At 52.0% G+C, this 17,214-nt stretch carries 23 protein-coding genes; all 23 read left to right on the top strand.

Annotated elements, in window-relative coordinates:
• Positions 1–72: 72 nt before the first annotated feature.
• The 23 genes from rpoC (at position 73) to rplR (ending at position 17,202) form a co-directional block, all read left to right on the top strand.
• Positions 73–4,287 (top strand): DNA-directed RNA polymerase subunit beta', encoded by a 4,215-nt coding sequence (gene rpoC, locus SAMA_RS01095; RefSeq protein ID WP_011758329.1) that lies wholly within the window; start codon positions 73–75, stop codon positions 4,285–4,287.
• Between the two features lie 175 nt (positions 4,288–4,462).
• Positions 4,463–4,837 (top strand): 30S ribosomal protein S12, encoded by a 375-nt coding sequence (gene rpsL / locus SAMA_RS01100; RefSeq protein ID WP_011758330.1) that lies wholly within the window; start codon positions 4,463–4,465, stop codon positions 4,835–4,837.
• A gap of 79 nt (positions 4,838–4,916) precedes the next feature.
• Complete coding sequence (rpsG, locus tag SAMA_RS01105) at positions 4,917–5,387, top strand: 30S ribosomal protein S7 (protein WP_011758331.1); 471 nt, start codon at positions 4,917–4,919, stop codon at positions 5,385–5,387.
• A gap of 81 nt (positions 5,388–5,468) precedes the next feature.
• Positions 5,469–7,565, top strand: coding sequence for an elongation factor G (gene fusA / locus SAMA_RS01110; protein WP_011758332.1), 2,097 nt, complete (start codon positions 5,469–5,471; stop codon positions 7,563–7,565).
• Positions 7,566–7,648: 83 nt separating this feature from the next.
• A complete protein-coding gene (tuf, locus tag SAMA_RS01115; protein ID WP_011758321.1) occupies positions 7,649–8,833 on the top strand; it encodes an elongation factor Tu in 1,185 nt (394 codons plus the stop codon).
• Positions 8,834–9,196: 363 nt separating this feature from the next.
• Positions 9,197–9,508, top strand: coding sequence for a 30S ribosomal protein S10 (rpsJ, locus tag SAMA_RS01120; protein ID WP_011758333.1), 312 nt, complete (start codon positions 9,197–9,199; stop codon positions 9,506–9,508).
• A gap of 28 nt (positions 9,509–9,536) precedes the next feature.
• The gene (rplC, locus tag SAMA_RS01125) at positions 9,537–10,175 is read left to right on the top strand and encodes a 50S ribosomal protein L3 (protein WP_011758334.1); all 639 of its coding nucleotides are present in this window, start codon (positions 9,537–9,539) and stop codon (positions 10,173–10,175) included.
• A gap of 17 nt (positions 10,176–10,192) precedes the next feature.
• Positions 10,193–10,798, top strand: a complete 606-nt coding sequence (rplD, locus tag SAMA_RS01130) for a 50S ribosomal protein L4 (RefSeq protein ID WP_011758335.1) — start codon at positions 10,193–10,195, stop codon at positions 10,796–10,798.
• On the top strand, positions 10,795–11,097 hold the full coding sequence (gene rplW, locus SAMA_RS01135; protein ID WP_011758336.1) for a 50S ribosomal protein L23: 303 nt from the start codon (positions 10,795–10,797) through the stop codon (positions 11,095–11,097). Before rplD ends, rplW begins: the two co-directional genes overlap by 4 nt.
• Before the next feature lie 11 nt (positions 11,098–11,108).
• The gene (gene rplB / locus SAMA_RS01140; protein ID WP_011758337.1) at positions 11,109–11,933 is read left to right on the top strand and encodes a 50S ribosomal protein L2; all 825 of its coding nucleotides are present in this window, start codon (positions 11,109–11,111) and stop codon (positions 11,931–11,933) included.
• A 15-nt stretch (positions 11,934–11,948) separates the two neighbouring features.
• Positions 11,949–12,227, top strand: a complete 279-nt coding sequence (gene rpsS / locus SAMA_RS01145) for a 30S ribosomal protein S19 (protein WP_011758338.1) — start codon at positions 11,949–11,951, stop codon at positions 12,225–12,227.
• Between the two features lie 15 nt (positions 12,228–12,242).
• Positions 12,243–12,575 (top strand): 50S ribosomal protein L22, encoded by a 333-nt coding sequence (rplV, locus tag SAMA_RS01150; protein WP_011758339.1) that lies wholly within the window; start codon positions 12,243–12,245, stop codon positions 12,573–12,575.
• Between the two features lie 13 nt (positions 12,576–12,588).
• Positions 12,589–13,281 (top strand): 30S ribosomal protein S3, encoded by a 693-nt coding sequence (rpsC, locus tag SAMA_RS01155; protein ID WP_011758340.1) that lies wholly within the window; start codon positions 12,589–12,591, stop codon positions 13,279–13,281.
• A gap of 11 nt (positions 13,282–13,292) precedes the next feature.
• Positions 13,293–13,703 carry a 50S ribosomal protein L16 gene (gene rplP / locus SAMA_RS01160; RefSeq protein WP_011758341.1) on the top strand — a complete coding sequence of 137 codons (411 nt, stop codon included), beginning with the start codon at positions 13,293–13,295 and terminating at the stop codon, positions 13,701–13,703.
• Positions 13,703–13,894 (top strand): 50S ribosomal protein L29, encoded by a 192-nt coding sequence (gene rpmC, locus SAMA_RS01165; RefSeq protein ID WP_011758342.1) that lies wholly within the window; start codon positions 13,703–13,705, stop codon positions 13,892–13,894. The genes rplP and rpmC overlap by 1 nt, the downstream gene beginning before the upstream one ends.
• On the top strand, positions 13,894–14,142 hold the full coding sequence (gene rpsQ, locus SAMA_RS01170) for a 30S ribosomal protein S17 (protein ID WP_011758343.1): 249 nt from the start codon (positions 13,894–13,896) through the stop codon (positions 14,140–14,142). The genes rpmC and rpsQ overlap by 1 nt, the downstream gene beginning before the upstream one ends.
• 172 nt (positions 14,143–14,314) lie before the next feature.
• On the top strand, positions 14,315–14,683 hold the full coding sequence (gene rplN / locus SAMA_RS01175; RefSeq protein WP_011758344.1) for a 50S ribosomal protein L14: 369 nt from the start codon (positions 14,315–14,317) through the stop codon (positions 14,681–14,683).
• Between the two features lie 11 nt (positions 14,684–14,694).
• The gene (rplX, locus tag SAMA_RS01180) at positions 14,695–15,009 is read left to right on the top strand and encodes a 50S ribosomal protein L24 (protein ID WP_011758345.1); all 315 of its coding nucleotides are present in this window, start codon (positions 14,695–14,697) and stop codon (positions 15,007–15,009) included.
• A 12-nt stretch (positions 15,010–15,021) separates the two neighbouring features.
• A complete protein-coding gene (gene rplE, locus SAMA_RS01185) occupies positions 15,022–15,561 on the top strand; it encodes a 50S ribosomal protein L5 (protein WP_011758346.1) in 540 nt (179 codons plus the stop codon).
• A gap of 11 nt (positions 15,562–15,572) precedes the next feature.
• Complete coding sequence (rpsN, locus tag SAMA_RS01190) at positions 15,573–15,878, top strand: 30S ribosomal protein S14 (RefSeq protein WP_011758347.1); 306 nt, start codon at positions 15,573–15,575, stop codon at positions 15,876–15,878.
• 24 nt (positions 15,879–15,902) lie between these two features.
• Complete coding sequence (gene rpsH, locus SAMA_RS01195; protein ID WP_011758348.1) at positions 15,903–16,298, top strand: 30S ribosomal protein S8; 396 nt, start codon at positions 15,903–15,905, stop codon at positions 16,296–16,298.
• A gap of 10 nt (positions 16,299–16,308) precedes the next feature.
• Positions 16,309–16,842, top strand: a complete 534-nt coding sequence (gene rplF / locus SAMA_RS01200) for a 50S ribosomal protein L6 (RefSeq protein ID WP_011758349.1) — start codon at positions 16,309–16,311, stop codon at positions 16,840–16,842.
• A 9-nt stretch (positions 16,843–16,851) separates the two neighbouring features.
• Positions 16,852–17,202 (top strand): 50S ribosomal protein L18, encoded by a 351-nt coding sequence (gene rplR / locus SAMA_RS01205; RefSeq protein ID WP_011758350.1) that lies wholly within the window; start codon positions 16,852–16,854, stop codon positions 17,200–17,202.
• Positions 17,203–17,214 lie beyond the last annotated feature (12 nt).

Raw genomic sequence — 17,214 nt, forward strand, 5'->3', positions numbered from 1 at the left:
GCGTTTGGCAATTAACACGGTGTCCCGTCTGCAGGGACGGGGCACCTGGTTTAACTCCTTCAGGAGAGAAACGTGAAAGACTTATTAAAGTTTCTGAAACAGCAGGGTAAGACCGAAGAGTTTGAAGGTATCAAGATTGGTCTGGCTTCACCTGACCTGATCCGTTCATGGTCTTTTGGTGAAGTTAAAAAGCCAGAAACCATTAACTACCGTACCTTTAAGCCTGAGCGTGAAGGTCTGTTTTGTGCCCGCATCTTTGGTCCTGTGAAGGACTATGAGTGTCTGTGTGGTAAGTACAAGCGTCTGAAGCATCGCGGTGTCATCTGTGAGAAGTGCGGCGTTGAAGTTACCCAGACCAAGGTGCGCCGTGAGCGCATGGGTCACATCGAGCTGGCCAGCCCAGTTGCCCACATCTGGTTCTTGAAGTCACTGCCGTCCCGTATCGGTTTGATGCTGGATATGACGCTGCGTGACATCGAGCGCGTGCTGTATTTCGAATCTTATGTCGTAATTGAGCCAGGCATGACCAGCCTGGAGCGCGGTCAGATGCTGACCGAAGAAAACTACCTGGATGCGCTGGAAGAATACGGTGATGAATTCGAAGCCAAAATGGGCGCCGAAGCCGTATTGGATCTGCTGCGTGCCATCGACCTCGAGAAAGAAATCGAGCAGATGCGCGAAGAGCTGCCTTCCATCAACTCTGAGACCCGTCGCAAGAAAGTGACCAAGCGTCTGAAGCTGATTGAAGCCTTCTACACTTCTGGCAATAAGCCAGAGTGGATGATCCTCAAAGTACTGCCAGTTCTGCCACCGGATCTGCGTCCGTTGGTTCCGCTGGACGGCGGTCGTTTCGCGACTTCGGATCTGAACGATCTGTATCGCCGCGTCATCAACCGTAACAACCGTCTGAAGCGTCTGCTGGATCTGGCTGCTCCGGATATCATCGTACGCAACGAAAAGCGTATGCTGCAGGAGTCTGTGGATGCGCTGCTGGACAACGGCCGTCGTGGCCGTGCCATTACCGGTTCCAACAAGCGTCCTCTGAAATCCCTGGCCGACATGATCAAGGGTAAGCAAGGTCGTTTCCGTCAGAACCTGCTGGGTAAGCGCGTTGACTACTCAGGCCGTTCGGTTATTACCGTAGGTCCTACTCTGCGTCTGCATCAGTGCGGTCTGCCAAAGAAAATGGCTCTTGAGCTGTTCAAGCCCTTCATCTACGGCAAGCTGGAAGGTCGTGGCCTGGCCACCACCATCAAAGCCGCCAAGAAGATGGTAGAGCGTGAAGTTGCCGAGGTTTGGGACGTACTGGATGAAGTGATCCGCGAACACCCAGTAATGCTCAACCGTGCACCAACACTGCACCGTCTGGGTATTCAGGCGTTCGAACCTGTACTGATTGAAGGTAAGGCAATCCAACTGCACCCACTGGTGTGTGCGGCATACAACGCCGACTTCGACGGTGACCAGATGGCGGTACACGTACCTCTGACTCTGGAAGCTCAGCTGGAAGCCCGTGCGCTGATGATGTCTACCAACAACATCCTGTCGCCAGCCAACGGTGAGCCAATCATCGTTCCTTCTCAGGACGTGGTATTGGGTCTGTACTACATCAGCCGTGAGCGTGTAAACGGTCGCGGTGAAGCCATGGCGTTCGAGTCTGTTGCTGAAGCTGAAAAAGCCTACCGTGTAGGTGCTGCCGAGCTGCACGCCCGCGTGAAAGTTCGTATTACCGAAACCATCATTGGTGAAAACGGTGAGCGTACCAAGCAGCGTCGTATCGTTGACACCACAGTGGGTCGTGCCATCCTGTCGCAAATCCTGCCAGCCGGTCTGTCTTTCGACCTGGTAAACCAGGACATGGGCAAGAAGCAGATCTCCAAGCTGCTGAACACCTGTTACCGTCAGCTGGGTCTGAAAGATACCGTTATCTTCGCCGACCAACTGATGTACACCGGTTTCCAGTACGCCACCATCTCCGGTGCCTCTGTTGGTATTAACGACATGGTTATCCCAGAAGAGAAATACTCTCTTGTGGCCGATGCCGAAGCCGAAGTTATCGAGATCCAGGAACAGTTCCAGTCTGGTCTGGTAACCGCCGGTGAGCGTTACAACAAGGTCATCGATATCTGGGCAAGTGCCAACGAGAAGGTGTCCAAGGCGATGATGGAAAACCTGTCTTCCGAGACAGTGATCAACCGTCATGGCGAAGAAGAAAAGCAGAAGTCGTTCAACAGCATCTACATGATGGCCGACTCAGGCGCGCGGGGTAGTGCCGCTCAGATCCGTCAGTTGGCGGGTATGCGTGGTCTGATGGCCAAGCCAGACGGCTCCATCATTGAAACGCCCATCGTGGCGAACTTCCGTGAAGGTCTGAACGTACTCCAGTACTTTATCTCTACCCACGGTGCTCGTAAGGGTCTGGCGGATACTGCACTTAAGACAGCGAACTCCGGTTACCTGACTCGTCGTCTGGTGGATGTGGCCCAGGATCTGGTGATCATCGAAGACGATTGTGGCGCGACCGAAGGTCTGTCCATGAAGCCGCTGATTGAAGGTGGTGACGTGGTTGAGCCGCTGCGTGAGCGCGTACTGGGTCGTGTAGTTGCTGAAGACGTTATGTACCCAGGTACCGACGAAGTGCTGGCACCTCGCAACACCCTGCTGGACGAAGCCTGGTGTGACAAGCTCGAACAGCACAGCGTTGACGAAGTACAGGTTCGCTCCGTAATTACCTGTGAAACCGACTTTGGTGTGTGTGCCAAGTGTTATGGGCGTGACTTGGCCCGTGGTCACATCATCAACATGGGTGAAGCCATCGGTGTGGTTGCAGCCCAGTCAATCGGTGAACCAGGTACACAGCTGACGATGCGTACGTTCCACATCGGTGGTGCGGCATCCCGAGCGTCTGCCGAAAACAGCGTACAGGTGAAGAACGCCGGTACTCTGAAGCTGCACAATGCCAAGTACGTAACCAACAGCGACGGCAAACTGGTTATCGTGTCTCGTTCTTCTGAGCTGGCCATCATCGATGAGCTGGGTCGTGAGAAAGAGCGCTACAAGGTGCCTTACGGTACCGTGCTTGACACCAAAGAAGGTGCCGAGGTGAATGCTGGCCAGATCATTGCGAACTGGGATCCGCACACTCACCCAATCATCACTGAAGTGGCAGGTAGCATTAAGTTCGTAGACATGATTGACGGTGTAACCATTACCCGTCAGACCGACGAACTGACCGGTCTGTCTTCAATCGTCGTACTGGACGTGGGTCAGCGTACCTCTGCCGGTAAAGAAATGCGTCCAGCAGTACGTCTGGTGGATGACAACGGCAACGACCTGACTATCCCAGGCACCGACGTTCCGGCGCAGTACTTCCTGCCTGGTAACGCGATTGTGAACCTGGACGACAACGCCAAGATCAGCGTGGGTGACGCCCTGGCTCGTATTCCTCAGGAATCGTCCAAGACCCGCGACATCACCGGTGGTCTGCCACGGGTTGCTGACTTGTTCGAAGCCCGTCGTCCAAAAGAGCCTGCTATTCTGGCCGAAATCAGCGGTACTATCTCCTTCGGTAAAGAAACCAAGGGTAAGCGCCGTCTGGTTATCACCCCGAACGACGGTGGCGATGCTTACGAGGAAATGATTCCTAAGTGGCGTAACCTGAACGTGTTCGAAGGTGAAAAGGTTGAGCGTGGTGAAGTTATCGCAGACGGTCCAGAGTCAGCCCATGACATTCTGCGCCTGCGTGGCATCCACAACGTGGCCAACTACATTGTGAACGAAGTACAGGACGTTTACCGTCTGCAGGGTGTGAAGATCAACGACAAGCACATCGAGGTGATCATTCGCCAGATGCTGCGTAAGTGCATCATCACCCAGGCCGGTGACTCTGAGTTCCTGGAAGGTGAGCAGGTAGAAGTAGCTCGCGTGAAGATTGCCAACCGCGATCTGGAAGCTGCCGGTAAGCAGCCAGCTAAGTTCGAACGCGAACTGCTGGGTATTACCAAGGCATCTCTGGCGACTGAGTCCTTCATCTCTGCGGCCTCGTTCCAGGAAACCACTCGCGTTCTTACCGAAGCGGCTGTTGGCGGTAAGTCCGACAACCTGCGCGGTCTGAAAGAGAACGTTATTGTGGGTCGTCTGATCCCTGCCGGTACCGGTTTTGCTTACCACAAGAATCGCGCCAAGGCGCGTGCTTCTGGTGAAGAAACTGCGGCTCCGACCATTACTGCCAGCGAAGCTGAGCAGAACCTGGCGGATCTGCTGAATCTGGCCGGTAGCCAAGAGTAAGTTACCACTCTGTAAAAAAGGCGCCTCCGGGCGCCTTTTTTGTATTCATAACGCGTCATTAGTTGGCTATTTCTTGACAGTTTGCCTCGACCTTTCTAAAATTCCGCGTCCCACTACTGTGGGATTAGATTTTTACACCCTTACGTTGAGCTTTTTCAACTAAACGGAGCAATAAATGGCAACTGTAAATCAGTTGGTACGTAAGCCACGTGCACCTAAAGTCGACAAGACTAACGTGCCAGCGCTGGAAGCGTGCCCACAGAAGCGTGGTGTTTGTACTCGTGTGTACACCACCGCCCCTAAGAAACCAAACTCTGCACTGCGTAAAGTAGCTCGTGTGCGTTTGACCAACGGTTTTGAAGTTACTTCATACATCGGCGGTGAAGGCCACAACCTGCAGGAACACAGTGTGATTCTGATCCGTGGCGGTCGTGTTAAAGACCTGCCAGGTGTGCGTTATCACACCATTCGTGGCGCTCTGGACTGTGCTGGTGTGAACGCTCGCCGCCAGGCTCGTTCTAAGTACGGTGCCAAGCGTCCTAAGTCTTAATGGTTATCCGTTAAGTAAGGCCAAGCTTAATTTAAATACTTCCAGTTTTGGAAATACCTGAAGCATACGGAGAATTGTTATGCCAAGACGTCGCGTAGTAGGTCAGCGCAAGATCCTGCCTGATCCAAAGTTCAATAGTGAGTTGCTGGCTAAGTTCATCAACGTCATTATGCAAGACGGTAAGAAGTCCGTCGCTGAAAAAATCATTTACAAGGCTCTGGATGTAGTTGCCGAGAAGAAAGGCGAAGACCACCTGGTGGTTCTGGAAGCTGCTCTGGACAACGTTCGTCCTTCTGTTGAAGTTAAGTCCCGCCGTGTTGGTGGTTCTACTTACCAGGTTCCTTGTGAAGTCCGTCCAGTACGTCGCAACGCTCTGGCGATGCGCTGGTTGGTTGAAGCTGCTCGTAAGCGTGGTGAAAAATCTATGGCTCTGCGTCTGGCTGGCGAAATGCTGGATGCATCCGACAACAAAGGCACTGCAGTGAAGAAGCGTGAAGACGTTCACCGCATGGCCGAAGCGAACAAAGCGTTCGCTCATTACCGCTGGTAATAAAAATGGCGAGGACAGCTCCGGCTGTCCTCGCCACTACGGATTTTGCCGGAAGTCTTTCCGGTATAGAGGATTATTATCGTGGCTCGTACAACTCCCATTGAGCGTTACCGTAACATCGGTATCTGTGCTCATGTTGATGCAGGCAAAACTACCACCACCGAGCGTGTGCTGTTTTACACTGGCCTGTCTCATAAAATCGGTGAAGTACACGATGGTGCCGCGACCACTGACTGGATGGTTCAGGAGCAGGAACGTGGTATTACCATTACCTCGGCTGCCGTAACCACCTTCTGGCGCGGTATGGACGCTCAGTTCACCGAACACCGCATCAACATCATCGACACCCCCGGACACGTTGACTTCACCATTGAAGTAGAGCGCTCTTTGCGCGTACTCGACGGTGCTGTCGTGGTTTTCTGTGGCGCCTCAGGCGTTGAGCCTCAGTCAGAGACTGTATGGCGTCAGGCCAACAAGTACGGCGTGCCACGCATGGTGTTCGTTAACAAGATGGACCGTGCCGGTGCTGACTTCGATCGCGTATGCAACCAGATCCGTAAACGTCTGGGTGCTACCTGTGTCCCTATCCAATTGAACATTGGTGCGGAAGAACACTTCAAAGGCGTGATTGACCTTATCAAGATGAAAGCCATCAACTGGAACGAAGCGGACCAGGGGATGACCTTCACCTATGAAGACATTCCTGCGGATCTCCTGGATAAAGCCACAGAGATGCGCGAGTACCTGGTAGAAAGTGCCGCCGAAGCGACAGAAGAGCTGATGGAAAAGTACCTGGAAACAGGTGAACTGACCGAAGCTGAAATCAAGGCCGCACTGCGCCAGCGTACTATCAACAACGAAATCGTTCTGGCCACCTGTGGCAGTGCCTTTAAGAATAAAGGCGTGCAAGCCGTGCTGGACGCGGTTGTTGAGTACTTGCCAGCCCCGGTCGATGTACCTGCTATCAAGGGCATCGATGATTACGAGAAAGAAGTTGAGCGTCATGCCGACGACAATGCACCTTTCTCCGCGCTGGCATTCAAGATTGCGACTGACCCATTCGTGGGTACCTTGACCTTTATTCGTGTTTACTCTGGCGTGCTGGAATCCGGTGCGTCTGTGTACAACTCGGTCAAGCAAAAGCGTGAGCGTATCGGTCGTATCGTGCAGATGCACGCCAACGATCGTACTGAACTCAAAGAAGTACGTGCCGGTGATATTGCCGCCGCTATTGGTCTGAAAGAAGTCACTACGGGTGATACCCTGTGTGATTCAGACAATAAGGTAGTCCTGGAGCGTATGGAGTTTCCAGAGCCTGTGATCACAATTGCCGTGGAGCCACGCTCCAAGGCCGACCAGGACAAGATGGGTATCGCGCTGCAAAAGCTGGCAGCCGAAGATCCGTCTTTCCGGGTTGAGACTGACGCTGAGTCTGGTCAAACTCTGATTTCCGGTATGGGTGAGCTACACTTGGACATTATCGTTGACCGTATGCGTCGCGAGTTTAACGTCGAGTGTAACGTGGGTAAGCCTCAGGTGGCCTACCGCGAAACTATCCGTGCCAAGGTCGAAGCCGAAGGTAAGTTCGTACGTCAATCCGGTGGTCGTGGCCAATTTGGTCATGTCTGGTTGCGTATCGAGCCCAACGAAGACGGCGCCGGCTATGAATTTGTCAACGAAATCGTGGGTGGTGTGGTTCCAAAGGAATACATCCCTGCCGTTGACAAGGGTATCCAGGAGCAGATGAAGAACGGCGTACTCGCCGGCTTCCCTGTGCTGGACGTGAAGGTCACCCTGTTCGATGGCTCCTACCACGATGTGGACTCGAACGAAATGGCCTTCAAAGTTGCAGGTTCAATGGGCTTCAAAAAGGGCGCGCTCGAGGCGAACCCTGTGTTGCTCGAGCCTTGCATGAAGGTAGAGGTAACTACCCCTGAAGACTACATGGGTGACGTAGTAGGTGATCTGAACCGTCGTCGTGGTCTGATTGAAGGTATGGACGATGGCGTCGGTGGCGTTAAGATAGTCCATGCCGTTGTGCCTCTGTCTGAAATGTTTGGTTATGCGACTGATTTGCGCTCTGCAACTCAGGGTCGTGCGTCATACTCCATGGAGTTCTTTAAGTACGCCGACGCGCCGCAGAACATAGCAAAGGCAGTTATTGAAGCCCGCAGCTGATGTCCAGCAAGGGTGTAACTGTTACATTAACTGATATTGCCCGCTCGTATTGACGGGTATTTCTGAAAAGAAAGGAATATATCGTGGCTAAAGCTAAATTCGAACGTACTAAACCCCACGTAAACGTGGGCACCATCGGTCACGTTGACCATGGTAAAACCACTCTGACCGCTGCTATCTCTCACGTACTGGCTAAGACCTACGGTGGTGAGGCGAAGGACTTCTCTCAGATCGACAACGCCCCAGAAGAGCGTGAGCGTGGTATTACCATCAACACCTCTCACATCGAGTACGACACTCCTACTCGTCACTACGCCCACGTAGACTGCCCAGGCCACGCTGACTATGTTAAAAACATGATCACCGGTGCTGCCCAGATGGACGGCGCTATCCTGGTAGTAGCTGCGACTGACGGCCCAATGCCACAGACTCGTGAGCACATCCTGCTGTCTCGTCAGGTAGGTGTACCTTTCATCATCGTGTTCATGAACAAGTGTGACATGGTAGATGACGAAGAGCTGCTGGAACTGGTAGAGATGGAAGTTCGTGAACTGCTGTCTGAATACGACTTCCCAGGTGATGACCTGCCAGTAATTCAGGGTTCTGCTCTGAAAGCTCTGGAAGGCGACGCTGCATGGGAAGGCAAGATCATCGAGCTGGCCGAGGCCCTGGATTCATACATCCCTGAGCCAGAGCGTGCTATCGACAAAGCATTCCTGATGCCAATCGAAGACGTATTCTCTATCTCTGGCCGTGGTACAGTAGTAACCGGTCGTGTAGAGCGCGGTATCATCAAAGTTGGTGAAGAAGTAGAAATCGTAGGTATCAAAGATACCACCAAGACTACCTGTACCGGCGTAGAAATGTTCCGTAAGCTGCTGGACGAAGGTCGTGCCGGTGAGAACTGCGGTATCCTGCTGCGTGGTACCAAGCGTGATGAAGTAGAGCGTGGTCAGGTTCTGTCCAAGCCAGGCACCATCAAGCCACACACCAAGTTTGAATCAGAAGTATACGTACTGTCTAAAGAAGAAGGTGGTCGTCACACTCCATTCTTCAAAGGCTACCGTCCACAGTTCTACTTCCGTACAACTGACGTGACCGGTACCATCGAACTGCCAGAAGGCGTAGAGATGGTAATGCCAGGCGACAACATCAAGATGGTTGTTACCCTGATTTGCCCAATCGCGATGGACGAAGGCTTGCGCTTCGCTATCCGTGAAGGCGGCCGCACAGTAGGTGCTGGTGTAGTAGCCAAGATCCACGAGTAATCTCGTAGACTTGGAAGAAGGCGACCTTAGGGTCGCCTTTTTTATTGGGATTTAGCGGCTTTTGGCGCTGTGCATAAAAGGCTGGTAATTTGTGCAAAAGTCCGTATAATGCCCCGCTACTTACGTTACGACAGAAAACTGTCGACGAATTGCGCAACTGACTTGATCCTGCCTGCCGGCCGTGTATAATAAGCCGCTCGCAAACTCAGGTTAGCGACATAGTTGACCGGGCTTTAAGCCATGGTAACTACTACAGCGACCCCGATTGGGGGTCGAACGGTTAAATCATCTCGCTCTGTCTTTCCCAGATGGGAAATGGCTAGAGGGTGATTTTTTATGTGTTCATTTTAGGAGCTCTGGTCAATGCAGAACCAAAGAATCCGTATCCGCTTGAAAGGATTTGATCATCGTTTGATCGATCAGTCCACTGCGGAAATCGTTGAAACTGCTAAGCGCACTGGCGCTCAGGTTCGTGGTCCTATCCCACTGCCTACTCGCAAAGAGCGTTTCACCGTTTTGATCTCTCCGCACGTTAATAAAGATGCTCGTGACCAGTACGAACTGCGTACTCACAAGCGTCTGGTTGACATCGTTGAGCCAACTGAGAAAACCGTTGACGCACTGATGCGTCTGGATCTCGCTGCTGGCGTTGATGTCCAGATTAGCTTGGGTTAACAGAGATCCTTATAAGAGGTTTGTAGAGATGGCTATCGGTCTTATTGGTCGTAAAGTGGGCATGACCCGCATCTTCACCGAAGATGGCGTGTCTATCCCTGTTACTGTAATCGAAGTAGAAGCCAACCGCGTAACCCAGGTGAAGACTCTGGAAAACGACGGTTATCGCGCACTTCAAGTTACAACTGGTGCCAAAAAAGCCCATCGCGTTACTAAGCCAGAAGCTGGCCACTTTGCCAAGGCAGGCGTTGAAGCCGGCCGTGGTCTGTGGGAAATGCGTCTGGGCGAAGGTGAAGGCGAAGGCATTGAAGTTGGTGCTGAGCTGAATGTAGAGATCTTCGCTGACGTTCAGAAAGTTGACGTGACTGGTCAATCCAAAGGTAAAGGCTTCCAGGGCGGTGTTAAGCGCTGGAACTTCCGTACTCAGGATATGACTCACGGTAACTCTTTGTCACACCGCGCTAACGGTTCTATCGGTCAGAACCAGACGCCAGGTCGTGTATTCAAAGGCAAAAAGATGTCAGGTCACATGGGCGCTGAGCGCGTTACCACTCAAAATCTGGACGTAGTACGTGTAGATGTTGAGCGTAACCTGCTGCTGGTTAAGGGTGCCGTTCCAGGCGCTACTAACGGCGACCTGATCATCAAGCCAGCTGTTAAAGCATAAGGTCTGAGGAGATAGTAATGGAATTGGTATTGAAAGACGCCTCTCGCGCTCTTGAAGTTTCCGAGACTACCTTCGGCCGTGACTTTAACGAAGCACTGGTTCATCAGGTAGTTGTAGCTTACGCTGCGAACGCGCGTCAGGGCACTCGTGCTCAAAAGACTCGCGCTGAAATCACTGGCACTGGCAAAAAGCCATGGCGCCAGAAAGGTACCGGTCGCGCTCGTGCCGGCGGTATCAAAGGTCCACTGTGGCGTGGTGGTGGCGTAACATTCGCTGCTAAAACCCAAGATCACAGCCAAAAAGTAAACAAGAAGATGTACCGCGGCGCTCTGATGAGCATTCTGTCCGAGCTGGTACGTCAAGAGCGTCTGGTTGTAGTTGAACAATTCGCCGTTGAAGCTCCTAAAACTAAAGAGCTGAAGGCCAAGCTGAAAGCTATGGACCTGGAAGACGTGCTGATTGTGACTGCAGAAGTTGATGAGAACCTGTTCCTGGCTGCTCGCAACCTGTACAAGGTTGACGTGCGTGACGTAGCAGGTCTGGATCCAGTAAGCCTGATCGCGTTCAACAAGGTTCTGGTAACTGCTGACGCTGTGAAGCAAATCGAGGAGATGCTGGCATGATCCGCGAAGAGCGTTTACTGAAAGTTATCCTGGCACCACACATCTCTGAAAAGAGCACCGTGGTTGCTGAGAAGACCAACACTGTAGTTTTCCGTGTAGCTATCGATGCCACCAAGAGTGAAATCAAAGCTGCCGTTGAGAAACTGTTCGAAGTTGAAGTTGCTGGTGTGCGCACCCTGATCAACAAAGGCAAAACCAAGCGTCACGGTGCCCGTGTAGGCCGTCGTAGCGATTGGAAAAAAGCCTATGTGACTCTGGCTGCCGGTGCTGACATCGACTTCGTTGGCGCTGAAGCGTAAGGAGATCACCCATGGCAATTGTTAAGTGTAAGCCTACTTCTCCAGGTCGTCGTGGCGTTGTTAAGATCGTTAACAGCGATCTGCACAAAGGCAAGCCTTTCGCTGGCCTGCTGGCCAAGAAGTCCAAGACCGGTGGTCGTAACAACACTGGTCGTATCACTACCCGTCACGTTGGTGGTGGTCACAAGCAACACTACCGTCTGATCGATTTCAAGCGTAACAAAGACGGTATCCCAGGTAAGATTGAGCGTCTGGAGTACGATCCAAATCGTACCGCCAACATTGCTCTGGTTCTGTATGCAGACGGTGAACGTCGTTACATCCTGGCTGCCAAAGGCATGCAGGCTGGCGACAAAGTCGTTTCTGGCATTGATGCAGACATCAAAGTGGGTAACGCTCTGCCACTGCGCAACATCCCTGTGGGTTCTGTTGTTCACGCCGTGGAAATGAAGCCTGGCAAAGGCGCCCAGATCGCTCGTTCTGCTGGTGCTTACGTTCAGGTAGTAGCTCGTGACGGCGAATACGCCACTCTGCGTCTGCGCTCCGGCGAAATGCGCAAAGTGCCTGTAGACTGCCGCGCTACTCTGGGCGAAGTGGGTAATGCCGAACACATGCTGCGTCAGCTGGGTAAAGCTGGTGCCAAGCGTTGGAGAGGTGTACGCCCAACAGTTCGTGGTGTTGCCATGAACCCAGTAGATCACCCACACGGTGGTGGTGAAGGCCGTACTTCTGGTGGCCGTCACCCAGTAACTCCTTGGGGTGTTCCAACCAAGGGTTACAAGACTCGCAGCAACAAACGCACCGACAAGTACATTGTACGTCGTCGTACTAAGTAATTAAGAGGATTCGCCATGCCACGTTCTCTCAAGAAAGGTCCATTTATCGACCTGCACTTGCTGAAGAAGGTAGAGAAAGCGGTGGAAGCCGGTGACAAAAAGCCTATCAAGACTTGGTCTCGCCGCTCTATGATCATCCCACAAATGATTGGGTTGACCATCGCTGTCCATAATGGGCGTCAGCACGTACCTGTGTTCGTTACTGACGAAATGATTGGTCACAAGCTTGGTGAGTTTTCACCAACTCGCACTTATCGCGGCCACGCTGCTGATAAGAAAGCGAAGAAGCGCTAATACGGGAGACTTAAGATGGAAGTTTTAGCTAAACATCGTTTTGCCCGTACGTCGCCTCAGAAGGCTCGCCTGGTCGCTGATCAGATCCGCGGTCTGCCTGTTGCCAAGGCCCTGGAGATTCTGACTTTCAGCCCGAAAAAGGCTGCCGTACTGGTTAAGAAAGTCGTTGATTCTGCTATCGCCAACGCCGAGCACAACGAAGGCGCTGACATTGACGATCTGAAAATCGCCAAGGTTTTCGTTGACGAAGGCCCAACTATGAAGCGCATCATGCCACGTGCCAAAGGCCGTGCTGATCGTATCATCAAGCGTACCAGCCACATCACTGTGGTTGTATCAGATCGCTAGGAGATAGAGAGCAATGGGACAGAAAGTACATCCTAATGGTATCCGTCTGGGTATCACCAAGCCTTGGATCTCTACCTGGTACGCCGATAAGTCAGATTATGCAAATAACCTGCACAGCGACTGGGAAGTGCGTAAGTTTCTGGAAAAGAAACTGGAAGCCGCATCAGTTTCCAAGATCGTGATTGAACGCCCAGCGAAAAGCATCCGCGTTACCATCCACACTGCCCGTCCAGGCGTTGTGATTGGTAAGAAGGGTGAAGATGTTGAAGTACTGCGCGCTGAAGTTGCCAAGATTTCTGGCACTCCTGCCCAAATTAACATCGCTGAGATCCGTAAGCCTGAGCTGGACGCTAAGCTGGTTGCCGATTCTATCGCCCAACAGCTGGAGCGTCGCGTAATGTTCCGTCGTGCTATGAAGCGCGCTGTACAGAACGCCATGCGCATCGGTGCACAAGGTATCAAAGTTGAAGTTAGTGGCCGTCTCGGCGGCGCTGAGATTGCGCGTACCGAATGGTACCGTGAAGGTCGTGTGCCTCTGCACACACTGCGTGCTGATATCGACTACGCTACTTCTGAGAGTCACACCACCTACGGTGTGATCGGCATTAAAGTTTGGGTCTTCAAAGGTGAAGTTCTGGACGGCATGCTGCCTCAGGTAGAAGAGCCGAAACAGCAGCAACCTAAGCGCAAGCCTCGTGGTAAATAGGAGAGCCGGCAATGCTGCAACCAAAACGTATGAAGTTCCGCAAGATGCACAAAGGCCGCAACCGTGGTCTGGCTGCAGGTACTGAAGTAAGTTTCGGTACTTTTGGTCTGAAAGCTGTTGGCCGTGGTCGCCTGACAGCCCGTCAGATCGAGTCTGCGCGTCGTGCAATGACACGTCATGTTAAGCGTCAAGGTAAGATCTGGATCCGTGTCTTCCCTGACAAGCCAATTACCGCTAAGCCTCTCGAAGTGCGTATGGGTAAAGGTAAAGGTAACGTTGAATACTGGGTATGCCAGATTCAGCCTGGTAAGGTGCTCTATGAGATGGATGGCGTGTCCGAAGAGTTGGCCCGTGAGGCCTTCGGTCTGGCCGCTGCCAAACTGCCTATCAAGACTACCTTTGTAATTAAGACGGTGATGTAATGAAAGCGAGCGAACTGAGAGAAAAAAGCGTTGAAGAACTGAACGCTGAATTACTTGGTCTGCTGCGTGAGCAGTTTAACCTGCGTATGCAACACGCCACTGGCCAGCTGGCTCAAACTCACCAGCTGAAGCAAGTGCGCCGTAACATTGCGCGTGTTAAGACCATTATTACTTCTAAGGCGGGTGCATAATGTCTGACAAAATCCGTACTTTGCAGGGTCGTGTGACCAGCAACAAGATGGACAAGTCCATTACTGTGGCTGTTGAGCGTCTGGTGAAACACCCAATCTATGGTAAGTTCATCAAGCGTACAACCAAGATCCACGCCCACGACGAGCTGAACCAGTGCAACGAAGGCGATATCGTGACCATTCGCGAATGTCGTCCTCTGTCCAAGACCAAGTCCTGGACCCTGGTAGACGTAGTTTCTAAGGCTTAATTTTAGCCTGGAAAGAAAAACGGCCCCTTTTCGGGGCCGTTTGTTTTTAGCACTGTTCTTTCAAATTTAACGGTGTTATACTTGCGCGCCATTTTTGTCTGTTTTCGGACCGAAATGGTTAGTTAATGCCCCGAAAAGGGGTTTGTGAAGTAACGATAGCGGAGCACTTAAAATGATCCAAATGCAATCGACTCTGGACGTCGCATGTAACAGTGGCGCTCGCAGAGTTCAGTGTATTAAGGTCTTGGGTGGCTCTCATCGTCGTTATGCCGGTATCGGCGACATCATCAAGGTTTCTGTTAAAGAAGCCATTCCTCGCGCTAAAGCGAAGAAAGGTGATGTGTATAACGCGGTGGTAGTCCGTACTAAGAAAGGCGTACGTCGTCCAGACGGTTCTGTCATTCGCTTCGATCGGAATGCAGCTGTTCTTCTGAACAACAACCTGCAGCCGATTGGTACTCGTATCTTTGGACCTGTGACACGTGAACTGCGTACTGAGCAATTCATGAAGATTGTGTCGCTGGCACCAGAAGTACTGTAAGGAGCTTCAAAATGGCAGCAAAAATCCGTCGTGAAGACGAAGTGATTGTACTGACCGGTAAAGATAAAGGTAAGCGTGGCAAAGTGACTCGCGTACTGGTTACCGGCAAGGTAGTTGTTGAAGGCATCAATCTCGTTAAGAAGCACACCAAGCCAAACCCACAACTGGGTATCACTGGTGGCATCGTAGAGAAAGAAGCTGCGATTCAAGTATCAAATGTGGCGATCTTTAACCCTGCTACTGGCAAGGCGGATCGTGTAGGTTTCCGATTTGAAGACGGCAAGAAAGTACGTTTCTTCAAATCGAATGGTGAACTCGTTAAGTAACTGGAGTAAACGATGGCGAAACTGCATGATAAATACAAAGAGACTGTGATCGCTGAACTGTCTAAAAAGTTCGGTTATACCAGTGTCATGCAAGTCCCTCGGATTGAGAAAATCACCCTGAACATGGGTGTTGGCGAAGCTGTTGCTGACAAGAAAATCATGGAAAACGCTGTCCGTGATATGACTGCAATCGCTGGCCAGAAGCCAGTTGTGACTGTAGCTCGTAAGTCAGTCGCTGGTTTCAAAATCCGTGAAGGCTACCCTATTGGCTGCAAAGTAACCCTGCGCGGTGAGCGTATGTGGGAATTCTTTGAGCGTCTGCTGGATATCGCAATCCCTCGTATCCGTGACTTCCGTGGTCTGAGCGCTAAGTCGTTCGACGGCCGTGGTAACTACGCGATGGGCGTGCGTGAGCAAATCATCTTCCCTGAGATCGACTATGACAAGATCGATCGCGTTCGTGGTATGGACATTGTGATCACCACAACCGCCAAGAACGATGAGGAAGGTCGTGCTCTTCTGGACGCTTTTAACTTCCCATTCAAGAAATAAGGGGTAGCGTAATGGCAAAAACTTCAATGAAGGCACGCGAAGCAAAGCGTGCAGCTCTCGTGGCTAAGTATGCTGAAAAGCGTGCTGCTCTGAAAGCTATCATCAACAGCCCAGAGTCTTCCGACGACGCTCGTTGGGACGCTGTTCTGAAGCTGCAAGCTTTACCACGTGATTCCAGCGCCGCGCGTCAGCGTAACCGTTGTAATCAAACTGGTCGCCCACATGGTTTCCTGCGCAAGTTCGGCCTGAGCCGTATCAAGCTGCGTGAAGCTACCATGCGTGGTGAAGTTCCTGGTCTGCGTAAGGCCAGCTGGTAAGCACTTGTCACGGAGAAAGCTAATATGAGCATGCAAGATCCTATTGCGGATATGCTGACCCGTATCCGTAACGGCCAGGCTGCTAACAAAGTATCTGTGAAGATGCCTTCCGCTAAACTGAAAGTAGCTATCGCTAAGCTGCTGAAAGACGAAGGTTACATCACCGACTACGCTGTTGCGTCTGAAGGCAATAAAGCCGAGCTGGAAGTTACTCTGAAGTACTTCCAGGGCCGTCCAGTTGTTGAGACTATCCAGCGCGTAAGCCGTCCTGGTCTTCGTATTTACAAAGGTAAAGACGAACTGCCAAAAGTGATGGGTGGCCTGGGTATCGCAATCGTTTCCACTTCTAAAGGCCTGATGACTGATCGTGCCGCCCGCCTCGCTGGCATGGGTGGTGAGGTTATCTGCTACGTAGCATAAGGAGCTAGGAATGTCTCGTGTAGCAAAAGCACCTGTATCTATTCCTGCCGGCGTAGAGGTGACCTTAAATGGTCAGGAAATCACCGTTAAAGGCGGCAAAGGTACTCTGACTCGCGTAATCAACAGCGCTGTTGCAGTGACTGTTGAAGATGGCGCTATCAAGTTTGCCCCCGTAGAAGGCGTTGTTAACGCCTGGGCTCAAGCTGGTACTGCCCGCGCTCTTATCAACAACATGGTTGTTGGTGTATCTCAGGGTTTTGAGAAGAAGCTGCAGCTGGTTGGTGTAGGTTATCGTGCCAAAGTGGCCGGTAGCGACGTCGATCTGTCTCTGGGTTTTTCTCACCCACTGGTACACAAACTTCCAGCTGGCGTTACTGCTGAATGCCCAAGCCAAACCGAAATCGTTCTGCGTTCTATCGACAAAGAACTGGTTGGTCAAGTGGCTGCTGAGATTCGTGGCTATCGTCCACCAGAGCCTTACAAGGGCAAGGGTGTTCGCTACGCTAACGAAGAAGTACGCCGTAAAGAGGCTAAGAAGAAGTAAGGTAACGCTATGGATAAGAAATCATCTCGCTTGCGCCGCGCTACCCGCGCTCGCAAGAAGATCCAAGAGCTGGGCGTGCACCGTTTGGTGGTACATCGTACCCCCCGTCACATCTACGCTCAGGTGATCAATCCTGAAGCTCAGGTTGTTGCAGCGGCTTCTACTGTTGAGAAATCAATCAAGGAAGCTCTGAAGTCTACCGGTAACGTGGATGCCGCCAAGGCAGTGGGTAAAGCCATCGCTGAGCGCGCCGTCGAGAAGGGCGTAACTGTAGTTGCGTTCGATCGTTCTGGCTTCAAGTATCACGGTCGTGTTGCTGCCTTGGCAGACGCCGCTCGTGAAGCTGGCCTCCAGTTCTAAGGGGTTTATTAC

Origin of the sequence: Shewanella amazonensis SB2B (assembly GCF_000015245.1) — a bacterium.
Classification (GTDB): Bacteria; Pseudomonadota; Gammaproteobacteria; order Enterobacterales; family Shewanellaceae; genus Shewanella; species Shewanella amazonensis.

Excerpts from the sequence above, each read along its gene's own strand:
- rplW (WP_011758336.1), top strand. The coding sequence starts at position 10,795 with ATGATCCGCGAAGAGCGTTTACTGAAAGTTATCCTGGCACCACACATC.
- rplB (WP_011758337.1), top strand. The coding sequence starts at position 11,109 with ATGGCAATTGTTAAGTGTAAGCCTACTTCTCCAGGTCGTCGTGGCGTT.
- rplF (WP_011758349.1), top strand. The coding sequence starts at position 16,309 with ATGTCTCGTGTAGCAAAAGCACCTGTATCTATTCCTGCCGGCGTAGAG.
- rpsJ (WP_011758333.1), top strand. The coding sequence starts at position 9,197 with ATGCAGAACCAAAGAATCCGTATCCGCTTGAAAGGATTTGATCATCGT.
- rplN (WP_011758344.1), top strand. The coding sequence starts at position 14,315 with ATGATCCAAATGCAATCGACTCTGGACGTCGCATGTAACAGTGGCGCT.
- rplD (WP_011758335.1), top strand. The coding sequence starts at position 10,193 with ATGGAATTGGTATTGAAAGACGCCTCTCGCGCTCTTGAAGTTTCCGAG.
- rpsH (WP_011758348.1), top strand. The coding sequence starts at position 15,903 with ATGAGCATGCAAGATCCTATTGCGGATATGCTGACCCGTATCCGTAAC.
- rplP (WP_011758341.1), top strand. The coding sequence starts at position 13,293 with ATGCTGCAACCAAAACGTATGAAGTTCCGCAAGATGCACAAAGGCCGC.
- rpmC (WP_011758342.1), top strand. The coding sequence starts at position 13,703 with ATGAAAGCGAGCGAACTGAGAGAAAAAAGCGTTGAAGAACTGAACGCT.
- rplR (WP_011758350.1), top strand. The coding sequence starts at position 16,852 with ATGGATAAGAAATCATCTCGCTTGCGCCGCGCTACCCGCGCTCGCAAG.
- rpsS (WP_011758338.1), top strand. The coding sequence starts at position 11,949 with ATGCCACGTTCTCTCAAGAAAGGTCCATTTATCGACCTGCACTTGCTG.
- rplV (WP_011758339.1), top strand. The coding sequence starts at position 12,243 with ATGGAAGTTTTAGCTAAACATCGTTTTGCCCGTACGTCGCCTCAGAAG.
- rpsG (WP_011758331.1), top strand. The coding sequence starts at position 4,917 with ATGCCAAGACGTCGCGTAGTAGGTCAGCGCAAGATCCTGCCTGATCCA.
- rplE (WP_011758346.1), top strand. The coding sequence starts at position 15,022 with ATGGCGAAACTGCATGATAAATACAAAGAGACTGTGATCGCTGAACTG.
- rpsL (WP_011758330.1), top strand. The coding sequence starts at position 4,463 with ATGGCAACTGTAAATCAGTTGGTACGTAAGCCACGTGCACCTAAAGTC.
- rpsN (WP_011758347.1), top strand. The coding sequence starts at position 15,573 with ATGGCAAAAACTTCAATGAAGGCACGCGAAGCAAAGCGTGCAGCTCTC.
- rplC (WP_011758334.1), top strand. The coding sequence starts at position 9,537 with ATGGCTATCGGTCTTATTGGTCGTAAAGTGGGCATGACCCGCATCTTC.
- rpsC (WP_011758340.1), top strand. The coding sequence starts at position 12,589 with ATGGGACAGAAAGTACATCCTAATGGTATCCGTCTGGGTATCACCAAG.
- rplX (WP_011758345.1), top strand. The coding sequence starts at position 14,695 with ATGGCAGCAAAAATCCGTCGTGAAGACGAAGTGATTGTACTGACCGGT.
- rpsQ (WP_011758343.1), top strand. The coding sequence starts at position 13,894 with ATGTCTGACAAAATCCGTACTTTGCAGGGTCGTGTGACCAGCAACAAG.